Origin of the sequence: Spongiivirga citrea (assembly GCF_010671565.1) — a bacterium.
Lineage (GTDB): Bacteria > Bacteroidota > Bacteroidia > Flavobacteriales > Flavobacteriaceae > Spongiivirga > Spongiivirga citrea.
In genome coordinates this window covers 323,134-349,606 of record NZ_JAABOQ010000003.1, presented here as the reverse complement: position 1 = coordinate 349,606, position 26,473 = coordinate 323,134, and the positions used below count along the sequence as shown (strand labels likewise).

Below are 26,473 nucleotides of genomic sequence, written 5' to 3'. Positions count from 1 at the left end.
TTTATTGATGGGGCAAAGATACAATGTTAATTTTACAACGGTAAAATTCTTACAATGATTCGAAAAGCATCATGGGGTGATATTCCAACAATAATGAGTATGACCAAAGCATGTGCAAAGTACATGCAAGATCAGGGTATTTTTCAATGGAACGAGCATTATCCGTCTCAAAAGGCGTTTGAGAACGATATTAATAGAGATGAGTTATGGGTAATGGTGCTCGATGGTACTTTGGTGGGTTGTATCGTGATATCAACCTTAATGGATGAGGAGTATATCCTGATACAATGGTTGACAGAATCAGAAAACAGCTATTATATTCACAGGCTAGGTGTACATCCTGACTATCAAAAGAAAGGATATGCTCAAAAAATGATGGACTTTGCCGAGGATTTCGCCAAAAAACAAGGAGCTGTATCAGTGCGCTTAGATACGTTTAGCCAGAATAATCGGAATCAGAAATTTTATGAAAATAGAGGTTATCAACGTCTAGGAAATATCTTTTTCCCTAAACAGAGCGAGCATCCTTTTTACTGTTATGAGCTAGTGTTGGAATGAAACAAGAGATCAATCTAAAATCAATTAATAATCTTGCAATTCCTGCCATTATTTCCGGAATTGCGGAGCCTGTTTTATCTGCAACAGATACTGCTATTGTAGGCAACATTCCTGGGATAGGGACTGAGTCCTTGGCAGCAGTAGGCATCGTAGGGACATTTTTATCGATGTTAATTTGGGTATTAGCCCAAACACGAAGTGCAATTTCAGCCATTATCTCACAATACTTAGGCGCTGGAAAAATAGATGCTGTTAAGTCATTACCTATGCAAGCAATTGCATTTAATATTAGTCTAAGCATCATTGTTTTAGTGTCTACAATCCCTTTTATTTCTGAGATATTTCAATTTTTAGAAGCAAAAAATGAGGTGTTGGAATATTGTATTTCCTATTACAGCATACGCGTTTGGGGCTTTCCGTTAACCCTATTAGTCTTTGCTATTTTCGGCGTTTTTCGCGGGCTTCAAAATACTTTTTGGCCGATGATTATATCATTGGTAGGTGTAGTTGCGAATATTATTCTAGACTTTGTTTTGGTTTATGGAATTGAAGGATACATTCCAGCGATGAATTTGGAGGGAGCGGCATGGGCAAGTCTAATTTCGCAAATAATTATGGCGATTATGTCGGTTGTTTTATTGATTAGAAAAACAACTATTTCCTTTAAGCTTTCTAAACAATGGCATCCAGAAATGAGTCGTTTTCTGGTGATGAGCGGAAACTTATTTATTCGGGCAATTGCCTTAAATGTCGCACTAATTGTCGCAGTGCGACAAGCCACTAGTTTGGGTACGGACTATATTGCTGCACATACCATTGCTATGCAGTTATGGCTTTTTAGTGCTTTCTTTATTGATGGATATGGTGCGGCAGGTAATATTTTAGGCGGTAAATTACTTGGCGCCAAGGACTATAAGCAGTTGTTTATTCTTACAAAAAAGATTTGTCAATATGGTCTTGTGGTATCATTACTATTGATGCTGATTGGATTCCTTGGATATAATTTCGTTGGAACAATCTTTAGTGATGACCTTCAGGTATTGTCCGTTTTCAAAAGTTTTTTCTACTTAGCGATTCTAGCGCTACCCATAAATGCAATTGCCTTCGTCCTGGATGGATTGTTTAAAGGGATGGGGGAAACAAGTTACCTGAGAAATACGCTTTTAGGAGCTACGTTCTTTGCATTCGTACCTACTTTGGTGATAACTCAAAAAGCCGATATGGGTATACATGGTATATGGATTGCAATTATCGTTTGGATTGGCTTTCGAGCGGTATCACTCATTTATAAATACTGGAAGACGTATTATCCGCTGGCAATGGAATAATCTTGTTTAAAATTGAATATTTTTGATAAACTCATTTAAGCAACATGACCACAACAAGATCCAACGGTAGTTTATATACGAATGTTCAGAATAAGATTGCAACTATTGAGTTTGGCCATCCTGCCGGGAACTCTTTTCCAGGAGCATTATTAAGTCGGTTAACCCAAAAGCTAAATGAGTTAGCTAATGATGGTTCAGTTTTAGTTATAATTTTAAAATCTGAAGGAGAACGGGCTTTTTGTGCAGGCGCGTCTTTTGATGAATTGTTGAAGATTAGCAATTTAGAAGAGGGCAAGACATTTTTTAGCGGTTTCGCTAATGTTATTAATGCAATGCGAAGCTGTGGTAAGTTGATTATTGGTCGTGTACAAGGTAAGGCCGTTGGTGGTGGCGTTGGACTCGTATCAGCTTGTGATTATGTCTTTGCTACAGACCATGCAGCTATCAAATTATCAGAATTTACGATTGGTATCGGGCCTTTTGTGATCGCTCCGGCAGTAGAGCGAAAAATGGGAAAAGCCGCTTTGGCAGAATTAACCTTAGGGGCTGATCAATGGCAAAATGCCTACTGGGCAAAAGAAAAAGGCTTATTTGCAAAAGTTTTCGAATCGATTTCAGAAATGGATAATGCTATTGACATATTTGCTACCAAATTGGCATCTTATAACCCCGAAGCACTTGCTGCTATGAAGAAAGTTTTGTGGGAAGATACCGACCATTGGGATGAATTATTGAGTGAGCGTGCAGCATTATCAGGAAAATTAGTCCTTTCTGATTTTACAAAAACGGCACTAGCAAAAATTAAGACTAAATGAGAGCCATACTTGACTTTTTCAATAACGACCTACTGTTTCCTGCAGCACTCGCCATTGTTATTTTAATATTTGTAGCAAGAAGAGTGATTGCAAATAGGAAGTATAAACGATAGTACAAAATGGTAGCGCAAATGGTTTCAATTAGTACCTTTGTGTCATGAGTAGAATCAGGATCACCAAGCAATTTAGTTTTGAAACAGGACACGCCTTATATGGCTATGACGGCAAGTGCAAAAACGTTCATGGACACAGTTATAAATTGTCAGTTACGGTTATTGGCACACCAATATCAGATACATCACACGTTAAATTGGGAATGGTCATTGATTTTGGCGATTTGAAAAAGATCGTAAACTCAGAAATCGTCGATAAGTTTGACCATGCCACTGTTTTTAATAAGAATACACCACACGTCGAATTAGCAAAAGAGCTAGAAAGTCGAGGACATAATGTGCTGTTGGTAGACTATCAGCCAACTAGTGAAGAAATGGTCATCGATTTTGCTGAAAAAATCAAAGCTAGACTTCCAGAAGACATTCAGCTCCATTCCTTAAAACTACAAGAGACAGAGACTAGTTTTGCAGAATGGTTTGCATCTGAGAATTAAACCCTCCTGCTTTAAACCGTTACTAGAATCTCTATAAACAGCTTTTGCCTTTTGTTTATATTTACACTATGCAATTACCCAACGGTAAAAAAATATATTTCGCATCCGACAACCACTTAGGCGCACCTGATCGTGAAAAGAGTTTTCCGCGTGAACAAAAGTTCGTAAAATGGCTCGATGAGGTTAAAGAAGATGCCGCTGCAATCTTTCTGTTAGGTGATCTTTTTGATTTTTGGTTTGAATATAAAACGGTAGTTCCTAAAGGTTTTACTAGAACGCTCGGAAAGCTTGCTGAGATAACCGATAGCGGAATTCCTATTTATTATTTTGTAGGCAACCACGATTTATGGATGAATGGTTATTTTGAGGAAGAGCTCAACATACCAGTATTTCATAAACCAAAAGAATTCACATTCAATGATACCACATTTTTTATTGGTCATGGTGATGGCTTAGGCCCTGGGGATAAAGGCTATAAACGAATGAAAAAGGTGTTTACCAATCCATTTGCAAAATGGTTATATCGATGGTTACATCCTGATTTAGGAGTAAGGCTAGCACAATATTTTTCAGTCAAAAACAAGCTGATTAGCGGTGATGATGATGTCAAATTTCTAGGTAAAGAAAACGAGTGGTTGGTTCAATATTCAAAAAAGAAATTAGAAGATAAGCATCGCGATTATTTTGTGTTCGGCCATCGTCATTTACCTATGGAAATTAACCTTAAGGAACAATCAAAATATGTGAACCTTGGTGATTGGATTCACTACTACACCTATGGAGTTTTTGATGGAGAGAAGATGGAGCTAAAGGAATACAAATAATAATGGTTGTCTGGTCGAGCGCAGTCGAGACCAATCTCTATCTATAAAAATTCATCTCATCGACATACTGCCAAACATTTTCGGGTAATAGTGGGCGTATATTCTTTCCTTCTTTTATAGATTTTCTAATAAATGTGGAAGAGATTTCCATAATAGGCGCAGCAACATGGGTTATTTTAGGATGATCGTTAAACTGCAAATCGACTTTACTATTGGAAATACGAGGATACACAAACAGTTGGTGATTTTCGATAATCACTTCGTAGTTTTTCCATTTGTGAAAACTCTTCAGATTGTCTTCACCCATAATCAACGCAAATTGGTACTCAGGATATTTTTCTTGAATGTAAGCCAGCGTATCAACAGTATAATTAGGTTGTTTTAAACTGAATTCAATATCGCTCGCTTTTAGTTTTGGATAGTCTTTTGTTGCCTGAAAAACCATATCTAATCGCTGGCGATCATCTAGCAAGCTTGTTTTTTGTTTAAACGGACTTCTTGGTGTGACCACAAACCAAACTTCATCTAGCTCACTAAATTCCGCTAAATGATTCGCAATGGCTAAATGTCCTACATGGATAGGATTAAAAGTGCCAAAATATAATCCGACATGCTTCATAGTAATTACTTTGCACCAACAAAATCAGCCACCAATTCTTCAGCCTCTTGAAGGGCTACGTCAAGATCGTAATTTTTAATAACCTTATCAAACTGAGGTGCTGTCGCTAGCTCAACCGAAGCTTTAGCGATACGCATATTAATCTTATCTTCACTTTCTGTCTTGCGCTTTTTTAAACGTATTTTAAGCTCATCAACACTTGGGGGTTTTACAAAAACCGCAAGGGTGCGATCGGGGAATTTTTTCTTTATACGAAGTCCACCTACAACATCAATATCAAAAATAACATGCTTTCCAAGTGCCCAAATGCGTTCTACTTCGCTCTTTAAGGTTCCGTAAAAATTGTCACGATAAACTTCTTCCCATTCTAAAAAGTCATCGTTTTTTATGTGTTGCTTAAATTGTTTTAGCGACAGAAAGTAGTAATCTTTTTTATCCACTTCGTATTTGCGCGGTTCACGAGAGGTAGCTGATACTGAAAACGCTAAATTAAGTTGCTCAATATCTAAAAGGTGTCTTACGATGGTCGTTTTCCCTGATCCTGAAGGTGCAGAAAAAACGATGAGTTTTCCTTCAAAATCTGACATTACAATACATTTAGCATTTGTTCCTTAATTTTCTCAAGCTCGTCTTTCATTTGCACCACTAGTTGCTGCATAGCTGCATAATTAGATTTAGAACCAATAGTGTTTATTTCACGACCGATTTCTTGGCAGATAAAACCTAATTTTTTCCCATTACTATCAGCTGATGCAAGTGTTTCTTTAAAGTAGTCTAAGTGATTTTTAAGCCTTACTTTTTCTTCGGTGATATCGTATTTTTCAATATAGTAAATCAACTCCTGCTCAAAACGGTTTGGGTCGTGCTGCTCTTTTAACTCATTAATGCCTTTAGTAAGTCGCTCACGAACTTGCTCAATACGTTCAGGATCGATTTCTATTACTCGATTTAATAAACTGTCTATATTGCTAACACGGTCTAGGAAATCTTTTTCTAAAACTTTTCCCTCGTCTAAGCGGTATTTATTAATTGCCTCAAGGGCTAATTTAATCTCATTTTCAATAGCCTTGAATTCACTTTCATCAAGCTCTTCACGAGTAGTAGTTAATGAGTCGGGCATGCGAATTGCCATTTTGGCTAATTCAACTTCTTGATCTCCACCTTTAAAATATGGACTTAAATCTCGAATTTGGTTCATATATTCCTTAACAACCACCTCATTTACCTTACTAGATGTTTCTTCACCTGTAATTTCTAAATAAAGTGAAAAATCGACCTTACCACGGTTAAGCGATTTGGAAATAAGTTGTCTAATAGCAAGTTCTTTTTCCCGGTATAAACTTGGAATTCTGGTATTCAGATCCAGGTTTTTACTGTTTAAAGATTTGATCTCGATGGTGATTTTTTTGTTTGGAAGTTGAAGTACGGATTTTCCGAAACCCGTCATTGATTGAATCATAATCTAAAATATAGTTGTGCAAAGGTAGTGCAAAATTGGTTAGTGCGTTTGGTGGATTAAATCTTAGATGAAGGTGAAAATGGGAGCTTGTAGGTCTAAAATTAGATTTAAATTCGTAATCCACTCAAAAACAGCCTTATTTATTAATGTTACCGATTAAAAACAATTAAAATAGATTAAAAACACTAAATAACGTTAATAAAAGTGCATTTTATCGATATTAAATTGCATATAATCGATTTTATTGTACATTTGAACTATCGCACAAACAAAACTATATAAATCAATATTCCATTAAACATTTCTTACCATAAAGTTCTTCAATACTTCACTTACTCAAGCCATCAAAGCAATTGATGTACACGCAGAAGCTTTTGAAAAAGAATTGGACGCTGTTTTAGCAAGTGAGCCAAAAGAATATTAAGTATTAGGTAATGTACTTACAGCATTGTTCGTACTACCAATGATCGTTTTCTTTACCATCTCGGTATTTAACTAAGAGATAAAAGAAACGACGACTAAAACATTAGAGTTTGTTTGGATTAGTGATTAATAGTTTTGGTTAATTACCAAAAGAAAAAGCCTCTTTTTACCAAGAGGCTTTTTTATGTTTTTCAGTGAATTGAAATTATTCGACGGCATTTCCTTTGTCATCAAGTTCTAAAAAGGGATTATATGCAATTTCCCAAAGATTATCATCTGGGTCGGCCACATAACTACTGTAGCCACCCCAAAATACTTTTTGAGGTTCCTTGACGATTTTGACTCCTTTGCTTCTTAGCTCGTTTACGATAGTATCAACTTCTTGCTCGGTTTTAGTATTATGAGCTAAGGAGAATGCTTTAAATCCTGACCCTTCAGGACTCACTTCGGCATCTTCTGCGAGTTTATCTTTCGGATAGAGTGACAATAAAATACCATTTAGTTGGAAAAACGAAATGGATTCGTTGCTTGCGTTTGTTTTTTTCCAACCGAATTTTTGTTCATAGAATGCTGTAGACACTTTGAGATCGTTTACTCCCAATCCGATAATGGTCATTCGCTGTTCCATGAAAAGTTCTATAGTTTGCGAAGCCAAATATTTCGGTATTGCACTAGATTACCGTGATCTTGAAGCACGATAGATCCTACTCCATGGACGTCGTTTAAGGGTGGGCCAATATATTCTGTAGAGCCTTTTATTTCAACATGATCTTGTACCACAACACCATTATGGATTACTGTAAATGTGCCAGATTGTACTTTTTTACCATTGTGAAAAACAGGTTGATGGAAAATGATATCATAGGTCTGCCATTCAGTTGGTGATTTTGTAGCATTTGCCAGCGGGATAGTTTGCTTATAAATTGCCGTAGCTTGGCCATTGCTATAGGTGCGATTATTATAACTATCTAGAATTTGAACCTCATATTTTTCTTGAAAAAACACACCGCTGTTGCCACGACCTTGTCCTTCACTTTCAATTTTGTCTGGAGCACTCCATTCTAAATGCAATTGAATACTTCCAAATTTTTCTTTGGTTTTAATATCACCAGTGCCGGGTTTTACAGTCATGGTTCCATCACCATTTACTGTCCATTTAGCTGGAGTCTCTTCTTTTCTGTTTTGCCAAGCATCTAAGTTGGTGCCATCAAAAAGCACAATAGCGTCTGATGGGACGTTGTTTTCATTAAATGAGAGTTGCTTGGGTTCGTTGGTCCAATCTTCAGTTTCTTTCGGACTCATTTCTGATTTCTTTTCCTGAGCAGAAAGGCCAAGAAAACCAACTAATCCAATCGTAAAGAAAGTATAAATACGCTTTGAAGTCATTTATTTTAACTCTTTTATTTTAATATTTCGATACCAAACAATATCGTTGTGATCCTGCAAGCAAATCCTTCCTGTTCTAAATTCGCCAAAACCATCCCAGCCATTAAATTTACTATCAGCAACCATGGCATCCCATTCTGGACCATGCACCGCGAATTCTGAAATCTTTATATCATTTAGAGTGACTTTTCCTTTATTGGCATTATGATCTATTTGAATTACACAGGTATTCCATTCTCCAGCAGGCTTAGCAGCCTCTACTTTTGTTGGAATCATATCATATAATGCACCAGCCATTCTATCTGGGCCATTTTTGGCATCAGGATGACGCTCATTATCTAGTATTTGAATTTCTGGACCAGTTGCATAGGGCACACCAAACTTCTCATTCTCCTTTACTCCCCAGAAAATTCCACTATTACCACCTTCAGAAATTTTCCAATCGACTGATAACTCAAAATTAGTGTATTCACCATCGGTAACAATATCTAAGGGGCTATTATCAGAACGCTCTGTTGGTGGAGTGAATTTCATAGTGCCATTTTCTACAGTCCAATGTTCCATAACCGAGTCTTTACCATAGGAGTGCCAACCTGAAAGATCAGTACTATTAAATAGCAAAACCCATTCAGTAGCCTTTTCTTCAACTTCCGCTGTTTTTTCTTCCTTATTGGTTTGCTTGCACCCGCTAAGGATCATTAAAAGTGCTAGACCAAATATTGTTTTTTTCATTCTTTCAAAATATTAAATACCTAAAATCCGCTTTAATTTTTCTTTATCCACTTCACCACCGGCGAAATCATCAAAGGTTTTTTGTGTGGCTTCAATAATATGATCGGCTATGAATTTTGCGCCTTCGCGAGCTCCTTGCTCCGGGCTTTTTATACAGCATTCCCATTCCATTACTGCCCAAACATCACAACCATATTGTGTAAGTTTTGAAAAAATGGTTTTAAAATCGATCTGTCCATCGCCTAGAGAACGGTAGCGACCAGCGCGATCTCCCCAGTCTAGATAACCACCAAAAGCTCCTTTTTTCCCTGTAGGATTAAACTCAGAGTCTTTTACATGAAACGATTTTATAAACTCGTGATAATGGTCAATGTATTTAATATAATCTAATTGTTGAAGCACAAAATGACTCGGGTCATATAAAATATTTACGCGTTTGTGCTTTCCTGTCGCTTCTAGAAAACGCTCGAAAGTTACACCGTCATGAAGGTCTTCTCCTGGATGAATTTCATAACAAACATCAACACCTTGTTCATCAAATACATTTAAAATAGGAAGCCACCGTTTTGCCAACTCTTCAAATGCCATTTCAACCAAACCGTCAGGGCGCTGTGGCCATGGGTGCCATGTATGCCAGATTAATGCTCCAGAAAAAGTGGCGTGTGCATTTATACCCAGTTTTCTACTCGCTTTTGCTGCATTGGTTACCTGTTTAACGGCCCATTCCGTACGCTTCTTAGGATTGTTCTTACAATCATCAGGCGCAAAGTTATCGAACATGATATCATAAGCTGGGTGTACCGCAACTAATTGACCTTGTAGATGCGTTGAGAGCTCTGTAACCTCTAGTCCGTAGCTATTTATTTTTCCCTTTAACTCATCACAATAATCCTGGCTATCTGCAGCCTTATCAAGATCGATAAGTCGACTTTCCCAAGTGGGAATTTGAATACCTTTATATCCTAGATCGCTCGCCCATTTACACAATCCGTCAAGACTATTAAATGGTGCTTTGTCGTCCATAAACTGAGCTAAAAATACCGCAGGTCCCTTTATCGTTTTCATTTGTTACTATACTTTTTGGTTGGTTAGAATGGGTTTTATTTGTCAATATCCACCCAAACATTTCCTTTTTTATGAGAATCGACTGCTTTTTCTATAAAGTCCATTCCTCGAGTACCATCGATTACGGTTGGAAACTCCGCATGGTCGTATGCTTCGCCTTTGATAGCTTTGGCAACACCTTTATAGATATTTCCCATCGAATCGAATATGCCCTCAGGATGTCCTGGAGGTAACTTAGTACCGTCTAAAGATAGTTCAGTATTATATTCGTGTCCTGGTTTTAAAACACGAAGTGGCGTTCCATCTTCCAAATGATATAGATAATTAGGGTTTTCCTGTTCCCATTTTAATCCGCCTTTATCACCATACACTCGAATTGCCAAACCGTTTTCTTCGCCAGTTGCGATCTGACTAGCTCGAATAACACCTTTGGTATTTTCATCGAGTCTGATCAGGATGGTTCCATCGATATCCATTTGATTATCATCATACAGATAATTGAGGTCTGCTAGAATTTTACTAACATGTTTACCAGTTACGAACTCAACCATATCAAAGGCGTGAGTTCCAATATCACCAATGCAACAGCTGATGCCCGATTTTTTAGGATCAAGACGCCAAGTGCTTGAACGCTTTGATTTATCATGAATAATTGGGTTAATCCAACCTTGGTAATACCTGGCATCTATCTTTTGAATTTTTCCAATGGCACCACTAGTGATCATTTTACGCATTTGGCGTATCATTGGGTAGCCAGTGTAGGTATATGTGACAGCGAAGATGCTTTCGTTTTCTTGAACCAATTTTTTGATGATCTTAGCCTCATCATAGGTTGTAGTCATTGGTTTTTCACAAATGACATGAAATCCATTTTCGAGTAAGGTTTTTGCCATTGGGAAATGCAAAAAATTTGGCGTCAAAACTGATACTACCTGCATCCGTTGGCTCTCAGGAAGCTTGGTTTCCTCTGCGATCATAGTTTCAAAATCGGTATAAATACGATCGGTAGGAATTCCGATTTTATTAGCAAAAGCTAAATTGTCATCATAGTTAGGATTAAAAACTCCACCTACAATTTCATATTGATCGTACATGGCTGATGCTACACGATGCAGCACACCGATAAGCGAATCGCCACCGCCACCTAAAATTCCTAATCTTATTTTAGCACTCATTTGATTGATTTGTTGTGTTTAAAATTGAGCTATTCTTTGTATTCTATTTTTTCGTTTTTAAAGGCCAGTGCGAAAAGAACTAAAACACCCGCAGCAAATGCAGCTGGATAAATCCAGATATCTCCCCAGGAGTGAATTCCATCAGCATTAGTGAAATTTGCTGAGATTTTACCGGCTATCCAAAAGCCAATCAACATCCCAACTCCATAGGTTGCAAGTGTAATAAGACCCTGAGCCGCACTTTTATATTTTTCTCCAGCTTTGCTGTCTGTGTAGATTTGACCTGAAACGAAAAAGAAATCATAACAGATACCATGCAATGCAATACCTACAGCTAACATGAAAAACAAATCACCAGCATTACCATAAGCGAATAATACGTATCGAATTGCCCATGCTAGCATACCTACAAGAATGGTCTTTTTAAATCCGAATTTCTTAAAAAATATTGGTAACAAAAGCATGAAAAGGACTTCTGAAATTTGACCTGCCGAGGCCCATGCTGTCGAATTTTCTACCTTTAATTCGGTTAAAAACGGGCTCAAATTTTGGTAGTAGAAGGCCAAAGGAATACATATGAGGACGGATGATAAAAAGAAGATTAAAAAGTTTCGATCCTTTAGGAGTGAAAGAGCTTCTAAACCTAAAATATCGGAAATGGTAACCTTTTCACTCCTATCAATTCTTGGAGGTGTTTTGGGCAATGTAAAACTAAACAGCCCTAAAACCCCAGAAGCAATTGCAACCATCAAAAAAGTGTTTTTCAACATCCCATTAGCAATATTCTCAGGTGAATCCCATGCGAATGCAAGACTGATAATCCATCCAGCTAAAATCCATCCAATGGTTCCAAAAACACGAACTAGTGGGAAATCCTTAGCAGGGTCTTTCATCTGATTAAATGCGACAGAGTTTACCAAAGCTAATGTTGGCATATAGCCAATCATATATCCTAATACTAAAGGATAAAAACTACCAAAGTCTGTTGACTGGTACATTAAATACATTAGCCCAGCACCAATTAGATGAAGTACACCTAAAATTCGTTCGGCGTTGAAATATCTATCAGCAATTAATCCAATAATGAATGGGGCAATAATGGCCCCCCATGACTGTGTAGAAAATGCCTGTGCAATTTCTCCATCTGCTGCACTTAAGTTATTTCCTAAAAATGTTCCAAGTGTCACAAACCATCCTCCCCAAATAAAAAATTCGAGAAACATCATGAACGATAGTTGAAACCTAGTTCCTGCTTTCATATATAATTAGTTTGGTTATTTTACGCTGTGTTTATAACTCTTTAGCTACTTTTAGAAGTAAATCTCTAGTTGCAATAATACCTGCTTCTTCTGCTAGTGTTTGTCCTTCATATTCTACACCAACAAAGCCATTATAACCTGCATCCTTTACAATTTTCATCATTTTCACATAATCAGTTGCGGTTTCATTACCTTCAGCATTAAACTCATGTGATTTTGCACTCACAGCGAACGCCTTTGGCATCATTTCCTCCACTCCTTTGTAGCGGTCATATTCTTCAACACACTTCGCATCCCATTGCGCACCACCTTCTCTTTTTAAACAGAAGTTCCCAAAATCAGGAAGTGTACCGCAATTATCCATAGCTACTGCATTCATTACTTGCATTAATAAACCTGCATTGGAAGATAAGTATCCATGATTTTCAACTATAACACTGATATTTTTGGTAGCTGCATAATCCGATAGTTTTTTCAAACCATCAGGTGCGGTCTTTAACCAGGTCGCTTCGTCATTTGTGCCAAATAAATTGACTCTAACTGAATGACAGCCTAAAGTTGCGGCAGCGTCTACCCACTTTTTGTGATTTTCGACGGCAGCATCTCTGTCTTTTTCATCTTCAGCAGCAAGATCTCCTTCGCGATCAATCATTATTAGGACATTGGTAACACCATATTTTTCGCTTTCGCTTTTCATTCTGGAGACAACACTGTCCATTCCTACTTTTTCAATTTCTTTAGTGTATAGTTGACTCACATATTCAATGCCTTCAAAATCGAGTTCTTTAGCTTTTTTGGCAAAATCGAATGGACTCATTTCTCCTCCTCTAATAGCACGGTTAAAAGACCATTGTGCGAGTGATAATTTAAAGAAAGGTTCTGCGGCTTTTTGAGATTCAATTTGCGCAGTTTCGGCTTCAGAATTTTCCTTTTTGTCAGAATTTTTCTTGCATGAAACAAGAAAAAAAGTCAAAGCGACTAACGTAAAAACTATTTTTTTCATTGGTTGGATTTATAGATGTCTAATACTTTATCGTTTTCGTTGAAAGGTAGCGTAAAATTTAACGAAATCTAAATTTAAGCTATTTTCGAAAGCTGCAAAATAATACTTCAAATTTTATATATTTGATAGTCTTTTCGAGGAAAAATTAACAAATACCCAGTAATATATCAATCTATGGAGGAACAACCAAAATACGATGCTATCGTAATCGGTTCTGGAATAAGTGGTGGATGGGCCGCCAAAGAGCTATGTGAAAAAGGACTAAAAACCTTGGTTTTGGAGCGTGGTCGCATGGTAAGGCACCTTGAATACCCTACAATGAACAAGGATCCTTGGGATTTTAAATTTAAAGGAAGCCAGACAGCTGAAGAGGCTAAGAGACAAGAAAAACAAGCCCGTACAGGCTATACTACGAGAAAAGGAAGTGCGCACTGGTTTGTTGATGATATAAAGCATCCATATAATGAGACAAAACGCTTTGATTGGATGCGTGGTTATCACGTAGGTGGAAGATCGATCATGTGGGGAAGACAAAGTTACCGCTTGAGTAATCTTGATTTTGAGGCGAATAAAAAAGATGGTATTGCTGTCGATTGGCCTGTTCGTTATGAAGATCTTGAAAAATGGTATGATTATGTAGAAGAATATATCGGGGTTAGCGGAGAAAATCTTGGCTTACCTCAATTACCAGATGGTAAATTTCTGCCTCCAATGGAATTGAATTGTGTGGAGGAGCATTTAAAAAAGAATATTGCTGAAAATTATAAAGATCGCCTTTTAACTATAGGTCGGACAGCACACAATACCTCAGTTGATAAAGAATTTGAGGGGCGCAGCGCTTGTCAATATAGAAATAGGTGTATTCGTGGGTGTCCTTTTGGGGGGTATTTTAGCTCTAACTCTAGTACGTTACCTGCAGCAGAACGTACAGGAAATATGACTCTAAGACCGCACTCAATCGTAGCGGAAATTCTTTACGATGACAATACAAAAAGAGCAACAGGTGTAAAAGTGATTGATGCGGAAAGTAAAGAAACTATGGTATTTAATGCCAAGGTTATTTTTTGTTGTGCATCGGCAATTGCTTCTGCTTCAATACTAATGCAGTCTAAATCTAAGCGTTTTCCAAACGGACTTGGTAACGATAGTGGTGAATTAGGACATAATATTATGGACCATCATTTAGGTGCCGGAGCTTCAGGCAAGTATCCAGGTTTTGATGATAAGTATTACAAAGGAAGAAGACCAAATGGTATTTATATTCCACGTTTTAAAAACTTAGGAGATAAGGAAACAAAATCGGATAAATATATAAGAGGTTTTGGATATCAAGGAGGAGCAGGTCGCAACGGAATAGCCGAACATGTTGCAGAAATGGGTTATGGAGAAGAGTTTAAAGAAGGTGTGTTAAAACCTGGAGATTGGAGTATGGGCCTAGGTGGTTTTGGAGAAACACTGCCTTATCATGAGAACAAAATGACCTTAGATTACGATAAGCTTGATGAATGGGGTTTACCAACCGTGACCTTTGATGCAGAGTGGAAAGAGAATGAATATAAGATGCGTGAGGACATGAAGTCTGAAGCTAAAGAGATGCTTGAAAAAGCTGGTTTTGTCGATGTACAAACTTTTGATAATGTAGCTGCACCTGGAATCGGCATTCATGAAATGGGGACTGCCCGAATGGGTCGTGATCCTAAAACGTCTGTCCTAAATGCCAACAACCAATTGCATACGGTACCTAATGTGTATGTTACTGATGGTGCTTGTATGACTAGTGCTGGATGTCAAAACCCATCACTAACTTATATGGCATTTACTGCAAGAGCGGCTGATCATGCTGCAAAGTGGGTGAACGAAGAAAAATCAAAAGAAAACAATGCTTAATCATACGAAATGGATAGAAGACATGCATTAAAAAATATAGGACTTGGAGCAGGATTCTTGGTTGCTACTCCAACAATTTTAAGTATTCTAGAGGGCTGTAAAGAAGAAACTCCATGGATTCCGAGTTTTATGACAGAAGAAGAGGGTACTGTGGTTTCGAAAATGGTAGATATTATTCTACCAAAAACGGAAGGGCTTCCTGGAGCTAAAGAATTGAATATTGCGCAATTTATTGACTCATTCCATGATCAAGTGGTAGATGAAGAAGGACAGTCTATGTTTAAAAAAGGCATTGATGGTTTTATGAAAGTACTTGGTGTTAGTGGGGAAAACCCAGCTAAAAAACTTGATGATAAGGCTTATACCGATTTGTTTGACAAATATCTTCGATTGAATAAAGATGGAAGAAAAGTATATGATGAAGCAATTGGTGAAGCTTTTGCAGCAGCTGGAGAAGACGGTGAACCTGATTTGACTCAAGATCAACTGGCCTACTCATTTGCAAATGGAATAAAGGGAATGACTGTTTGGGCATTTCATACAAGCGAAGCAATAGGCGAACGACCAGAGGTGTACTTACCTGTTCCTGGCAGCTACAAGGGATGTGAGTCATTAGAAGAATTAACAGGAGGACAAGCTTGGTCGCTTTAGGCTAGATAATTGAATCCAACCAAAAACCTGGGTCTGTAATTATGTAAATAATGCGGACCCTTTTTTATTTGTTATGTTTGAGTGAGTGTAGTCTATACCTTCAGTTTAACTATTCACTTAATTGAATCTCTGCTTCGTGTAAAATCTCAAAATTACAGGAGTTCGCAATAAAACAAAGTCTGTTCGCTTCTTCATGAAGCTGGTGCGCTTTTTCCACATTACTTTCAAAGGAGATTACAATCTTGGGTTTTAATGTTACCGATGTAAAACGGCCACTACCATCTTTAGTTTCCTCCATTATGCCGCTAGCTTGATCAATATAATCTAATACAACGATCTTGTTTACACTGCATAAGTGCAAGTACCACAACATATGGCAGGACGATAAGGAAGCGACTAATAATTCTTCAGGATTATAATGTTCAGGATTCCCTCTAAATGAGGGGTCTGAAGATCCAGGAATTGTAGTTTTTTTATTGTTGGCTTTAATTTCGTAATCTCTGGAATAAGAGGTGTAGGAGGCTGTTCCTTTTCCTTTATTTCCTGTCCATTTTAAATTGGTTGTATAATGATGTGTTTTCATAGGTTTAAAAATAAAACCCCAAAAGCCATAAGACCTTTGAGGTTTGTTTAATACATTTTTATGGAAAATGCTATTCCACAATAAATTTTCCTTTCATTAATGCTAAATGCCCTGGGAAGCTACAAATAAAATCATAGCTGCCTGGAGCTGGTGCATCAAACTCGATTGTATCATTTTGACCACCACCTAACATTTTGGTATGTGCAATGGTTTCATCACCATCAGGGATATAGCCATTATCTTTAAACTCAACTGCATTTGAAACATATTTTTGTAGGTTGGTGCCTTGTTTCAGCAATACAAAATTATGTCCCATAATATTGATATCCATTTTACCAACGTGGGTCAAGGTTAGTTTTACTTTTTGACCAGCTTTTACTTTGATTTCGGTTTTATTAAAACGCATTAGATCATTACCTGTAATAGAAATTACTGCAGTATTCGGATCTTCTGACTCGCTAGAACTGCTTTGACCTTTAAGTTGAATTTTTGGTTTGTCTTCTTTTTTCTCTTTACCACCGCAACTTACTAATGCGATTGAAAGAACAAGCATGTAAGCTACTTTTACTACTGTTTTCATGTACTGATTAATTTATATGGTAAAGTTACAATTCATTCACGAAATTTAATGCGCGTTTTTCGTTATAATATTGATTGTTTTTGTCATAAAAACCAACGTGACCTCCATATTTTGGGGTTTCCAAAAACAAAAATTCATTTTGCTCAGCGATTTGAGTCGGAAAACAGGCTGGAGACAAAAAAGAATCATTGAGTGCATTAATCAGTAATGTAGGGGTCTTAATTTTTGCCAGATGTGGTAGGGCACTTGCTTTTTCATAATAATCTAAGGCATCCTCAAATCCGTGTGCCTTTGATGTGTAAAAATCATCAAAGTCTTTTAAGGTGATTATTTCATCGATGCGTTTGCCATTAAACCACTCCGGAAACTGCACTTTTTTTTGTTCTAATTTGGCGATTAGATTCCTTTTAAAGCGATTCGCGTATATCTTGTTTTTAAGTTTGTGTATTTCTAACATAGAGCCATACAAATTACAAGGAACCGAAATTGCAATTCCTGCTTTTATAGGTTTAGGAATCTCTCGACCTTCACCCAAATATTTCAACGTTAGATTACCACCCAAGCTAAATCCTTTAATGACGATATCATCATAACTGTACTTTTCAAGAATGTGATTTACAACAGCTTCCAAATCTTCGGTTGCTCCAGAATGATATGCCCTAAACGTAGCATTCGATTCGCCACTGCATCCGCGCATATTCATCGATACCGTGTCAAAGTTGTGTTGGTTGAAAATTTTTGCACTTCCTATAACATAAGGACGTTCTGCGCTGCCTTCAAGACCATGTAGAATAATACCCAATTTTCGCGAGCCATTTTTAGTAAAGCTCCAATCTAAATCTATAAAGTCATTATCTGGCGTTTTGATACGTTCTCTCTCGTAGTTTACACCATTTACTTTGCGTATCAGGCCCGCATAGATCGTAGAGAAGTGCCCATTTTTAAATAAATGAGGCGGATTGTAATGAGAAGGTACTAATGGCATTAATACAGGATATTATCTTGTGGAGTTATTTTTGGAGGTAGGTCTTTTTCATCAAGCATATCGCATAAATCGATTTCAATAGTTCGGCATAGCGCCGTCATCGGAACATCATTGATTCGACCTTCAAAAGGATCTTCACTATTACTACCAACCTTTTCCATGGTGGTGAAAATCCAGGAAATTAATACAGAAAATGGAACCATTAACAATAAAAACCATTCCTTTTTAAAATTAGTAGGCAGTTGATCAATCTGACTTTCGAAAACTGATAATAAACCGAACGGAAGCAAAAGCACAAAAATCCATGTAAAGACCGTGCTGAAATATGCATATTGTCTTGGAAACGGAGTGTTTTTAATTCGCTCACATTTGCCTTGAAGATTATAAAATTCTGCTAGGGTATTGTGAAAAGTCTGCTTATCAAACTCGGTAATCTTGCCGTCATTTAATAGCTGTTTTAAATGCTGCGCTTGGTTTTTGATTAGGTGTGTCGCTACATTTTTTCGGTTCTCAAGGTCTTGTTCTTCGGCATCACTTAGATAATGCTCAAGCCCGATACAAGTTGGGTTGCGTTCGCCATGACGATCAAACATTCGCTCGACTGATCGTGATTCTCTAATACTAAATGAACTAGGTTGACGAAGTTGAATTCGTAGGGCATTAAGCCAAGCAATATGACGATAAATCAAAATGCGCTTTGTTTCTGGAACGTCATCTACAATTGCTAAAACCTGATTTGCCCATGTACGAGAGTAGTTGACAATACCACCCCAAATTTTTCGCCCTTCCCAAAAACGATCGTAACTCTGACTGTTTTTAAATCCAATATAAAAGGCAACAGCAATACCAATAACACTTAAAGGTTGAAAGGGGATGTAAATACTATTCCATCCTAAAAAGTAGTAAAATGAAAATATTAATGCTGCCCAAAAAGTGAAGAAAACAAGATTTTTCCAGGCATAGCGCATAATAATACCCCAGCCAATATTTCTTTTTATGTACATAGATTGATGATTGTATAGTGTTGGTTAAAATTAGCTAAAATTATCCTTAATTGCAGTTTAAGTTTGTGAATGAAAATATATTCTGTGTACATTGCAATCACTAAATGAAAAAGAAAGTTTTACGATTATTTAAAAGTAGTTTGCTGGCGTTTTTTGCTGGCATTTTTTGTGTTGCAGCCCAAGAGACAGATACGTATAAAAACCAGCTTAGTTTTTCTACTGACAATGATATATTCGTTATCGGTCGCGACTTCGATCGCTATTATTCGTTTGGGATAAAATTAGGGTATCAGTTTAAAACAGAACGGTTTCTTGGACTTCAAAAATTGTTTAAAAACAAAATAGATCAGTCTTATACAATTGATGCCAGTCTTGAGGGTTTTACTTCTTCGAATGCTGAGAAATTTGCCGCAACTATTGATATAGAAGGGCCTGAGAATTTTGACCGACCGTGGACTGGAATTCTTTATGCGCAGCTTAAAACGACCTATGCTTTTGAACGATCTTTCGTTAGGCTAGGATTATTAACAGGTATCATGGGCCCCTCCTCTCAGGCAGGAGCATTACAGCTGTATTGGCATGCCGATATTTCTAATGATCTAGAATACGAGGGTTGGCAATTTCAAAACCCTGATCAGTTATTGCTTAATATTTCAAGCGAATACATTTACGATCTTACGCCGACGAGTAAAACCTTTGGTTTATTTGCGGGAGGTCAAGCCCGTTTTGGGAATTTGTATATTGATGCAATGCCTGTTTTCGGTTTTAGGTTAGGATTATTTGAGTCTATTAGTAAAACGGCATCATTTGGTAACCAATTAATGGCAAATAAGAAAGTGACGGAGTACTTTTTTCAATCTAAATTCGGCCTTGGTTTAGTGGCTTTCGACGGAACTGCACAAGGAAATTTGTTGCGATCTGATAGTCCCTATAAAATTGACGATCTTAGTAACAGTTTTGCAACCATGATTCATGGCATTCATTTAAATGCAGATTGGCTAACCCTTGGGTTGGTTTATACATGGGAGTATGGCAGAGTAGTGCCTAAAAGCACTCATATCTATGGAGGCCTTCATGGTAGTGTCCGGTTTTAAATGGGCTCCCTAACTAAATATAGAGCGATCTAAAAAAGGAAATATGTATTATAAAGAATTCGATATTCGATGGAATGATCTTGATGCCAATAGGCATTTAGCTAACTCATCATATATAGTATTTATGGCTCATACCCGTATGAGTTTTTTGGGAGAAAATGGCTTTGGTCAAAAACAGATGCAGCAATACAATTTAGGCCCAATCGTATTTCATGAACATGTGTATTATTTTAGAGAAGTGATGGCCGGTTCTGTGATACGGGTATCGATGGAACTAGGAGGAATGTCAGAAGATGGTATGTTTTATGAATTTCGACATAACTTTTATGATGAGAATGGGCGAAATATGACATATGGGAACATGATTGGCTCTTGGATTGATCTTAAAACAAGGAGGCTCACGGCATTACCCAAAGAGTTATTAGCTATTGTAGATAAACTTCATCACGCCGATGATTTTAAAATACTAACAAAAGAAGATACTAGGAAAGCAGCTAAAATACCTAAGGATCTCAGCTAGTTGGAAGCTGATTTTTTGGTGACCAAATATACTCCTGCTAAAACAGTAAAGGCGGCTATTATCTTTACAACGTTTAGGGAATCTGAGCCAACAATAACGGCGAAAGCAATTGCCATTAATGGTTGTAAATATACAAAAGCACCCATCGTAGAAGCTCTTAGATGACTTAATGCAAATACACCAAGTAAATAGGTAGAAAACGTAGTTCCCACAACAACAAATATCATTCTCCATATAGCATCAAATGGGAGTGTTGTCCATTTTACTTCAGTGAATTCATTGATGGTGAAGGGTATATTAATTAGCAACCCGAATAAAAAGAGCCATTTCATTAAGGTAAAAACGTTGTATTTTGCAGTGAGTGGTTTTACCATAACTAAATAGAATGCATAGGCAATGGCGTTGACTACAAAAAGTGAATTGCCAAGAGGGATATTAGGCGCATCCATTCTAATTTCTTGGCCAAAAACAATTAAAACAAGTGCCCCTGTGAAACCCATAAAAATACCAATCCAACGTAAGCCTCTTATCTTTTCTTTTATCAAGTAAGCAGATAAAATAAAAACTACAATTGGAGTTATAGTAATTACAATAGAACTTTGTATAGGGGTAGATAAACTAAGTCCTTTAAAAAAGGCAAGCATATTAATGAACATACCAAAGCAAGCAGCACCTATTATGCGAAGCCAATCTTTCTTATCAATTTTTTGCTTTGGTGCCCAAATGCTAATTAACCAAAATAAGATAGTCGCACCTACAACTCGCAGTAAAATAAAGCCGAATGGTTTTATATAAGTCGGCATAACATCTTTTGCTACAGTATGATTAATAGCATAGATTAAATTAGCGCCAAGTGCGGCTAAAATAGCCAGCGTGCGTTTGCTCATTATGATATTTTAGTGAATAGCATTTTTAGCTGCTTCAACCACACTTTTATTATTGCCAACAAAAATCTTGTCATCAACAATAATTACTGGTCGCTTTAGAAAAGTGTAATGTTCTAAAATGAGATTTTTAAAGTCGCTTTCATCAAGATTTTGATTCTTTAGATCACGTTGTTTGAACAATTGAGCTCTTTTACTAAATAAGGTTTCGTAATCGCCAGCCATGTCCTTCATCTCCGCTAATTGAGCTTCGGTAATTGCTTCTTTCTTGATATCCTGTAAAATAAAATCTGTTGGCAAATTCAGCTCTTTAATAATGCGAATACAGGTGCTGCAAGAGCCTAAGTGATATATTTTTTTCATTGTAGTAGAATTGCTAAGCAAAGAAAATTCATTTAGGGCAAATTCAGCTATATTTATAAAAAAATAAAAGATGAGTTTAGTTTTAGAAGCTACCTTACAAAATCGAAAATTGCTATACTATTTTCTCAAAACAATTCCATTAGAAAAGCTAAATCACATTCCAAACGGATTCAATAACAATATTTTTTGGAATATTGCCCATTCAGTTGCAACGCAACAACGTTTGGTATATGGTTTATCTGGCAAGAAGTTGTTGGTAGATGATGAATTTGTAGGGGCCTATAAAAAAGGAACAAAACCAGAAAAAGATGCTACGATCGATGAGGTAGAGGAACTAAAAAAATCGGTTTTTACAACTATTGACCAGACTATTTCAGATTTCCAAGATGGATCGTTTACAACCTACGAGCCATATGATCTTTCAACAGTGAAAATGACATTAAAATCAGTAGAAGATGCCATGCAATTTAATCTGTATCACGAAGGATTGCATATTGGATATATAATGGCACTTATAAAGGCGGCATAAATTAGGTATGGATTATTATTCAATTGCGACTGTTCTCATAGTTTTATCGGCACTTTTTGGTTTTGTAAATGTGCGTTTTTTAAAACTGCCAATTACTATAGGATTAATGTTGATTACTATAGTATTTACTTTGCTAATTCTTGCCTTAGGATATTTTGATGAAACGCTATTAATCAAAGAAAAAGAGTTTATATCTCAAATAGATTTTAAGACTGTATTACTAGATGGCATGCTTAGCTTTTTGTTATTTGCAGGTGCGCTGCACACAAATTTTGAACAATTAAAAGTTCAACGAAAGCCAATTTTCATTTTTGCAACATTAGGAGTATTAGCTTCTACTTTTATAATAGGAGGCTTAATGTTTATGATTTTGAAGTTAATCGATTTTCCGGTCGATTTTATTTACTGTCTACTCTTTGGAGCACTTATCTCGCCAACCGATCCTATTGCGGTTTTAGGAATTTTGAAAAAAGCAAACGTTCCTAAAAAACTAGAGACAAAAATTGTAGGCGAATCACTTTTTAATGATGGCGTAGGCGTAGTCATTTTTTTGACTATTTTTTCTATTGCAAAATCGGCTGATGCCTCTTTTGAGGTTGCAGAAGTTGCCAAATTGTTTGGTTTAGAGGTATTGGGTGGAATAGCACTTGGGGCTGCTCTCGGCTTTGGTGCATATCGAATGATGAAGTCTATCGACAATTACGACGTGGAGGTTATCATTACGCTTGCGGCTGTAATGGGGGGGACTTTATTAGCACATCAAATTCACGTTTCCGCACCATTGGCTATGGTTACTGCTGGATTGATTGTAGGAAATGATACAATTAGAGGGACCTCAATGTCAGAAATAACCGAGGCCTATGTCGACAAGTTTTGGGAATTAATCGATGTGCTTCTAAATACTGTTTTATTCGTCATGATCGGTATGGAAATGTTGGTGCTAACCTTCGAAGGTAAATATGTTATCGCTGGCTTACTCGGAATTCCTATCGTTTTACTATCTCGCTATATCTCACTCTGGTTACCAATCAATTTTTATTCTAAAAAATTAGACTTTGTTCCAAAAACCAACATAATAATGACATGGGGTGGACTTCGCGGCGGAATTTCGATTGCGTTGGCACTAAGTCTGACCGCAGATATGAATAGAGAACTCTTTTTAGTAGTCACTTATATTATTGTGGTTTTCTCAATTATCGCGCAAGGACTCACTGTAGGCCCTCTTGTAAAACGGCTAGCGAGTAAATCATAATTAAGGCTTGTAAGGACTCTAACTTTTTTACCACAAAAGGCATCAGCCAAGTTGCAAATTAGTATATGTTAACCCATATAATAAATGTAATTTTGTGCCGACTTAAACACATATTATGAGTTCTGAAAAAACAAACTTCAACACAAAAACAATACATGGTGGGCAAGACAATATAGATCCTGCATATGGTTCAGTAATGCCACCTATATACCAAACAAGTACCTACTCTCAAACGACTCCGGGAGGTCATAAAGGCTTTGAATATTCTCGTTCAGCGAATCCGACGCGTACTGCCTTGGAAAAGAGTTTGGCCAGTATTGAAAATGGGAATTTTGGACTTGCTTTTGGCAGTGGCCTTGCAGCAATCGATGCGGTTATAAAATTGCTGAAGCCTGGCGATGAGGTTGTGTCTACTAATGATCTTTATGGTGGTACATATCGTTTATTCACCAAAGTATTTGAAGATTTCGGTATAAAATTTCATTTCATTGGAATGGAAAATGCCGCTGATATCGAGAATTATGTGAATGATAATACGAAGCTTATTTGGGTAGAAACACCAACAAACCCGATGATGAATATTATTGATATTGAGTTAGTAGCATCAGTAGCTAAAAAACACGATATTTTGCTGGCAGTTGATAATACATTTGCGACACCGTATTTGCAACAGCCAATAGATTTAGGGGCTGATATTGTAATGCACTCAGCGACAAAATATCTTGGCGGACATAGTGATGTAGTTATGGGCGCATTGGTAGTTAAGGATAAAGATCTAGCCGATCGTTTATACTTTATCCAAAATGCAAGTGGCGCTGTTTGCGGTCCAATGGATAGTTTTTTAGTACTAAGAGGAATTAAAACACTACATGTACGCATGCAACGCCATTGCGAAAATGGCAAGGCGATAGCTGAGTATTTAGCAAAGCATCCAAAAATTGAAAAAGTATATTGGCCAGGATTTGAATCACACCCAAATCACAATATAGCAAAACGACAAATGAATGATTTTGGAGGGATGATTTCTTTTGTGACCAAAGGAAATGATTATGACGAGGCTATTCGAATTGTTGAAAACCTTAAAATATTCACACTAGCCGAATCTCTAGGCGGTGTAGAAAGTTTAGCAGGACACCCTGCGAGTATGACGCACGCATCTATCCCAAAAGAGGAGCGCGAAAAAACAGGAGTTGTCGATTCTTTGATCAGATTAAGTGTTGGTATTGAAGATGTAAATGATCTTATCGATGATTTAAAGCAAGCGATAGGTTAATTATCTGTATATCAATAATTTAATGTATATTTCTTCTTGAATTATGCAATAATATGGCATTGATGAAGTGGTCTTCTTTCATTAGTGGAGAGGATTTTTGTTGAGATTTATTAATATGAAAAAAATCACACCTTATTTTTATCAATATCATATCTTTGCACTCAAATTTTAATCAATAACTACGAATCCAATAATCAACCACACGTATGCAAGCTAAAATCGATGCATTTATGGAAGAGGTTCGTGCGCGGAATGCTCATGAGCCAGAATTTTTACAAGCAGTTCAAGAAGTTGCTGAAACGGTGATACCGTACATTGCCTCACAGGAAATTTATAATGGTAAAAATATTTTATTGAGAATGGTTGAGCCTGAGCGTGCGATTCAATTTCGCGTGCCTTGGGTAGATGATAAGGGAGAAATACATGTAAACCGGGGGTATCGTATCCAGATGAATTCTGCTATCGGTCCTTACAAAGGTGGATTGCGTTTTCATCCAACTGTTACGATGAGTGTTTTAAAATTCTTAGCCTTCGAGCAGGTCTTTAAAAACAGTTTGACAACGTTGCCAATGGGTGGCGGTAAAGGTGGTTCTGATTTTGATCCTAAAGGAAAATCGGACGATGAAATCATGCGGTTCTGCCATAGCTTTATGAGCGAACTTTTCCGACATATCGGTCCAAATACCGATGTGCCTGCAGGTGATATAGGAGTTGGTGGTCGCGAAATCGGATTCTTATTCGGGATGTATCGTAAAATGCGAAATGAGTTTACAGGGGTATTAACCGGTAAAGGATTAAGTTGGGGTGGATCTAAAATCCGACCAGAAGCAACTGGTTATGGTACTGTATATTTTGCACAAAACATGCTCGATACCAAAGGAGAATCTTTTGACGGCAAAACAGTTGTAATTTCTGGTTCAGGAAACGTAGCGCAATATGCAGCAGAAAAAGCAACACAACTAGGTGCTAAAGTGGTAACACTTTCTGATTCATCAGGATTTATTTATGATAAAGACGGAATCGATGCCGATAAGTTAGCTTTTGTGATGGAGCTGAAAAATGTAAAGCGCGGACGTATTCATGAATACTGTGATAAATATCCTTCGGCAGAATTCCATAAAGGAAAAACTCCTTGGGGCATAAAATGTGACATCGCATTGCCATGTGCAACACAGAATGAATTAAATGGAGATGATGCAAAAACCTTAATGGATAATGGTTGTATGTGTGTCAGCGAAGGCGCGAATATGCCTAGTACACCAGAGGCGATGCATGCTTTCCAGAAGGCAAAAATATTATTTGCACCAGGTAAGGCATCAAATGCAGGTGGTGTTGCTACTTCAGGTCTTGAAATGACACAAAACTCATTGCGTTTTAACTGGACACGTGCAGAGGTTGATGAAAAACTAACGCAAATTATGGCCGATATTCATGCGAGTTGCGTGGAATATGGAACAGAAGATGATGGAAGTGTTGATTATGTGAAAGGAGCGAATATTGCAGGTTTTGTAAAAGTTGCAGATGCTATGTTAGCACAAGGAGTGGTCTAAGAATTTAGTCATTTAGCTATATATAAAAAGCCCTGCTGAGAAGCGGGGTTTTTTGTTGAATAAAA

General features: G+C 37.1%; 29 protein-coding genes. 13 read left to right on the top strand and 16 right to left on the bottom strand.

Going from position 1 to position 26,473, the window contains the following annotated elements; all coding sequences use genetic code 11:
• Positions 1-54: 54 nt before the first annotated feature.
• From GWK10_RS08240 to GWK10_RS08220, 5 genes are all read left to right on the top strand, one after another.
• Positions 55-558 carry a GNAT family N-acetyltransferase gene (locus GWK10_RS08240; RefSeq protein ID WP_164031442.1) on the top strand — a complete coding sequence of 168 codons (504 nt, stop codon included), beginning with the start codon at positions 55-57 and terminating at the stop codon, positions 556-558.
• Entirely contained in the window at positions 555-1,886 is a 1,332-nt protein-coding gene (locus GWK10_RS08235; RefSeq protein ID WP_164031441.1) for an MATE family efflux transporter, read from the top strand. Before GWK10_RS08240 ends, GWK10_RS08235 begins: the two co-directional genes overlap by 4 nt.
• 44 nt (positions 1,887-1,930) lie before the next feature.
• Positions 1,931-2,701: an enoyl-CoA hydratase/isomerase family protein gene (locus GWK10_RS08230; protein WP_164031439.1), complete on the top strand. Its 771-nt coding sequence runs from the start codon at positions 1,931-1,933 to the stop codon at positions 2,699-2,701.
• 157 nt (positions 2,702-2,858) lie between these two features.
• Complete coding sequence (locus GWK10_RS08225) at positions 2,859-3,308, top strand: 6-pyruvoyl trahydropterin synthase family protein (RefSeq protein ID WP_164031436.1); 450 nt, start codon at positions 2,859-2,861, stop codon at positions 3,306-3,308.
• 68 nt (positions 3,309-3,376) lie between these two features.
• On the top strand, positions 3,377-4,132 hold the full coding sequence (locus GWK10_RS08220) for a UDP-2,3-diacylglucosamine diphosphatase (RefSeq protein WP_164031434.1): 756 nt from the start codon (positions 3,377-3,379) through the stop codon (positions 4,130-4,132).
• 37 nt (positions 4,133-4,169) lie between these two features.
• Here the strand turns inward: GWK10_RS08220 and nadD are convergent, their stop codons facing one another.
• The 10 genes from nadD to GWK10_RS08170 all read right to left on the bottom strand — a co-directional run bounded on the left by nadD (position 4,170) and on the right by GWK10_RS08170 (position 13,253).
• The gene (gene nadD / locus GWK10_RS08215) at positions 4,170-4,751 is read right to left on the bottom strand and encodes a nicotinate (nicotinamide) nucleotide adenylyltransferase (protein ID WP_164031432.1); all 582 of its coding nucleotides are present in this window, start codon (positions 4,749-4,751) and stop codon (positions 4,170-4,172) included.
• Between the two features lie 5 nt (positions 4,752-4,756).
• Positions 4,757-5,338, bottom strand: coding sequence for a guanylate kinase (gmk, locus tag GWK10_RS08210; RefSeq protein WP_164031430.1), 582 nt, complete (start codon positions 5,336-5,338; stop codon positions 4,757-4,759).
• On the bottom strand, positions 5,338-6,210 hold the full coding sequence (locus GWK10_RS08205) for a YicC/YloC family endoribonuclease (RefSeq protein WP_164031428.1): 873 nt from the start codon (positions 6,208-6,210) through the stop codon (positions 5,338-5,340). Before GWK10_RS08205 ends, gmk begins: the two co-directional genes overlap by 1 nt.
• Positions 6,211-6,838: 628 nt before the next feature.
• Positions 6,839-7,261 (bottom strand): VOC family protein, encoded by a 423-nt coding sequence (locus tag GWK10_RS08200; protein WP_164031426.1) that lies wholly within the window; start codon positions 7,259-7,261, stop codon positions 6,839-6,841.
• Positions 7,262-7,269: 8 nt separating this feature from the next.
• The gene (locus tag GWK10_RS08195; RefSeq protein WP_164031423.1) at positions 7,270-8,019 is read right to left on the bottom strand and encodes a 3-keto-disaccharide hydrolase; all 750 of its coding nucleotides are present in this window, start codon (positions 8,017-8,019) and stop codon (positions 7,270-7,272) included.
• Positions 8,020-8,751 carry a 3-keto-disaccharide hydrolase gene (locus GWK10_RS08190; protein ID WP_164031421.1) on the bottom strand — a complete coding sequence of 244 codons (732 nt, stop codon included), beginning with the start codon at positions 8,749-8,751 and terminating at the stop codon, positions 8,020-8,022.
• A gap of 12 nt (positions 8,752-8,763) precedes the next feature.
• Positions 8,764-9,816: a sugar phosphate isomerase/epimerase family protein gene (locus tag GWK10_RS08185; RefSeq protein WP_164031419.1), complete on the bottom strand. Its 1,053-nt coding sequence runs from the start codon at positions 9,814-9,816 to the stop codon at positions 8,764-8,766.
• Positions 9,817-9,851: 35 nt separating this feature from the next.
• Positions 9,852-10,991 (bottom strand): Gfo/Idh/MocA family protein, encoded by a 1,140-nt coding sequence (locus GWK10_RS08180; RefSeq protein ID WP_164031417.1) that lies wholly within the window; start codon positions 10,989-10,991, stop codon positions 9,852-9,854.
• Between the two features lie 29 nt (positions 10,992-11,020).
• Positions 11,021-12,250 carry a nucleoside permease gene (locus GWK10_RS08175; RefSeq protein ID WP_164031415.1) on the bottom strand — a complete coding sequence of 410 codons (1,230 nt, stop codon included), beginning with the start codon at positions 12,248-12,250 and terminating at the stop codon, positions 11,021-11,023.
• A 31-nt stretch (positions 12,251-12,281) separates the two neighbouring features.
• Positions 12,282-13,253, bottom strand: a complete 972-nt coding sequence (locus GWK10_RS08170; RefSeq protein ID WP_164031413.1) for a sugar phosphate isomerase/epimerase family protein — start codon at positions 13,251-13,253, stop codon at positions 12,282-12,284.
• A gap of 174 nt (positions 13,254-13,427) precedes the next feature.
• Here GWK10_RS08170 and GWK10_RS08165 point away from each other — a divergent pair, with 174 nt between their 5' ends.
• Positions 13,428-15,140: a GMC oxidoreductase gene (locus GWK10_RS08165; RefSeq protein ID WP_164031411.1), complete on the top strand. Its 1,713-nt coding sequence runs from the start codon at positions 13,428-13,430 to the stop codon at positions 15,138-15,140.
• Positions 15,141-15,149: 9 nt separating this feature from the next.
• A complete protein-coding gene (locus GWK10_RS08160) occupies positions 15,150-15,791 on the top strand; it encodes a gluconate 2-dehydrogenase subunit 3 family protein (protein WP_164031410.1) in 642 nt (213 codons plus the stop codon).
• 109 nt (positions 15,792-15,900) lie between these two features.
• On the opposite strand, the gene GWK10_RS08155 is transcribed toward GWK10_RS08160, so the two are convergent.
• The 4 genes from GWK10_RS08155 to GWK10_RS08140 all read right to left on the bottom strand — a co-directional run bounded on the left by GWK10_RS08155 (position 15,901) and on the right by GWK10_RS08140 (position 18,943).
• Positions 15,901-16,374 carry an OsmC family protein gene (locus tag GWK10_RS08155; protein ID WP_164031408.1) on the bottom strand — a complete coding sequence of 158 codons (474 nt, stop codon included), beginning with the start codon at positions 16,372-16,374 and terminating at the stop codon, positions 15,901-15,903.
• A gap of 70 nt (positions 16,375-16,444) precedes the next feature.
• Positions 16,445-16,954 carry a plastocyanin/azurin family copper-binding protein gene (locus tag GWK10_RS08150; RefSeq protein ID WP_164031405.1) on the bottom strand — a complete coding sequence of 170 codons (510 nt, stop codon included), beginning with the start codon at positions 16,952-16,954 and terminating at the stop codon, positions 16,445-16,447.
• Between the two features lie 25 nt (positions 16,955-16,979).
• Positions 16,980-17,939: a YheT family hydrolase gene (locus GWK10_RS08145; RefSeq protein ID WP_164031403.1), complete on the bottom strand. Its 960-nt coding sequence runs from the start codon at positions 17,937-17,939 to the stop codon at positions 16,980-16,982.
• Positions 17,939-18,943, bottom strand: a complete 1,005-nt coding sequence (locus GWK10_RS08140; RefSeq protein ID WP_164031401.1) for a bestrophin family protein — start codon at positions 18,941-18,943, stop codon at positions 17,939-17,941. The genes GWK10_RS08145 and GWK10_RS08140 overlap by 1 nt, the downstream gene beginning before the upstream one ends.
• A gap of 104 nt (positions 18,944-19,047) precedes the next feature.
• On the opposite strand from GWK10_RS08140, the gene GWK10_RS08135 reads away from it, so the two are divergent.
• Together GWK10_RS08135 and GWK10_RS08130 are read left to right on the top strand one after the other, a co-directional pair.
• The gene (locus tag GWK10_RS08135) at positions 19,048-20,037 is read left to right on the top strand and encodes a lipid A-modifier LpxR family protein (RefSeq protein ID WP_164031399.1); all 990 of its coding nucleotides are present in this window, start codon (positions 19,048-19,050) and stop codon (positions 20,035-20,037) included.
• Positions 20,038-20,080: 43 nt separating this feature from the next.
• Entirely contained in the window at positions 20,081-20,557 is a 477-nt protein-coding gene (locus GWK10_RS08130) for an acyl-CoA thioesterase (protein ID WP_164031397.1), read from the top strand.
• On the opposite strand, the gene GWK10_RS08125 is transcribed toward GWK10_RS08130, so the two are convergent.
• Together GWK10_RS08125 and GWK10_RS08120 are read right to left on the bottom strand one after the other, a co-directional pair.
• Positions 20,554-21,444, bottom strand: a complete 891-nt coding sequence (locus GWK10_RS08125; RefSeq protein WP_164031392.1) for a DMT family transporter — start codon at positions 21,442-21,444, stop codon at positions 20,554-20,556. The genes GWK10_RS08130 and GWK10_RS08125 overlap by 4 nt on opposite strands.
• A 9-nt stretch (positions 21,445-21,453) precedes the next feature.
• The gene (locus GWK10_RS08120) at positions 21,454-21,804 is read right to left on the bottom strand and encodes an arsenate reductase family protein (RefSeq protein ID WP_164031391.1); all 351 of its coding nucleotides are present in this window, start codon (positions 21,802-21,804) and stop codon (positions 21,454-21,456) included.
• 70 nt (positions 21,805-21,874) lie between these two features.
• Here GWK10_RS08120 and GWK10_RS08115 point away from each other — a divergent pair, with 70 nt between their 5' ends.
• The 4 genes from GWK10_RS08115 (at position 21,875) to gdhA (ending at position 26,408) form a co-directional block, all read left to right on the top strand.
• On the top strand, positions 21,875-22,333 hold the full coding sequence (locus GWK10_RS08115; RefSeq protein WP_164031390.1) for a DinB family protein: 459 nt from the start codon (positions 21,875-21,877) through the stop codon (positions 22,331-22,333).
• A 7-nt stretch (positions 22,334-22,340) separates the two neighbouring features.
• Positions 22,341-23,585: a cation:proton antiporter gene (locus tag GWK10_RS08110; protein ID WP_164031388.1), complete on the top strand. Its 1,245-nt coding sequence runs from the start codon at positions 22,341-22,343 to the stop codon at positions 23,583-23,585.
• 115 nt (positions 23,586-23,700) lie between these two features.
• Complete coding sequence (locus GWK10_RS08105) at positions 23,701-24,858, top strand: cystathionine gamma-synthase (protein ID WP_164031387.1); 1,158 nt, start codon at positions 23,701-23,703, stop codon at positions 24,856-24,858.
• Between the two features lie 206 nt (positions 24,859-25,064).
• Entirely contained in the window at positions 25,065-26,408 is a 1,344-nt protein-coding gene (gene gdhA / locus GWK10_RS08100; RefSeq protein ID WP_164031385.1) for an NADP-specific glutamate dehydrogenase, read from the top strand.
• The last annotated feature ends 65 nt before the right edge of the window (positions 26,409-26,473 follow it).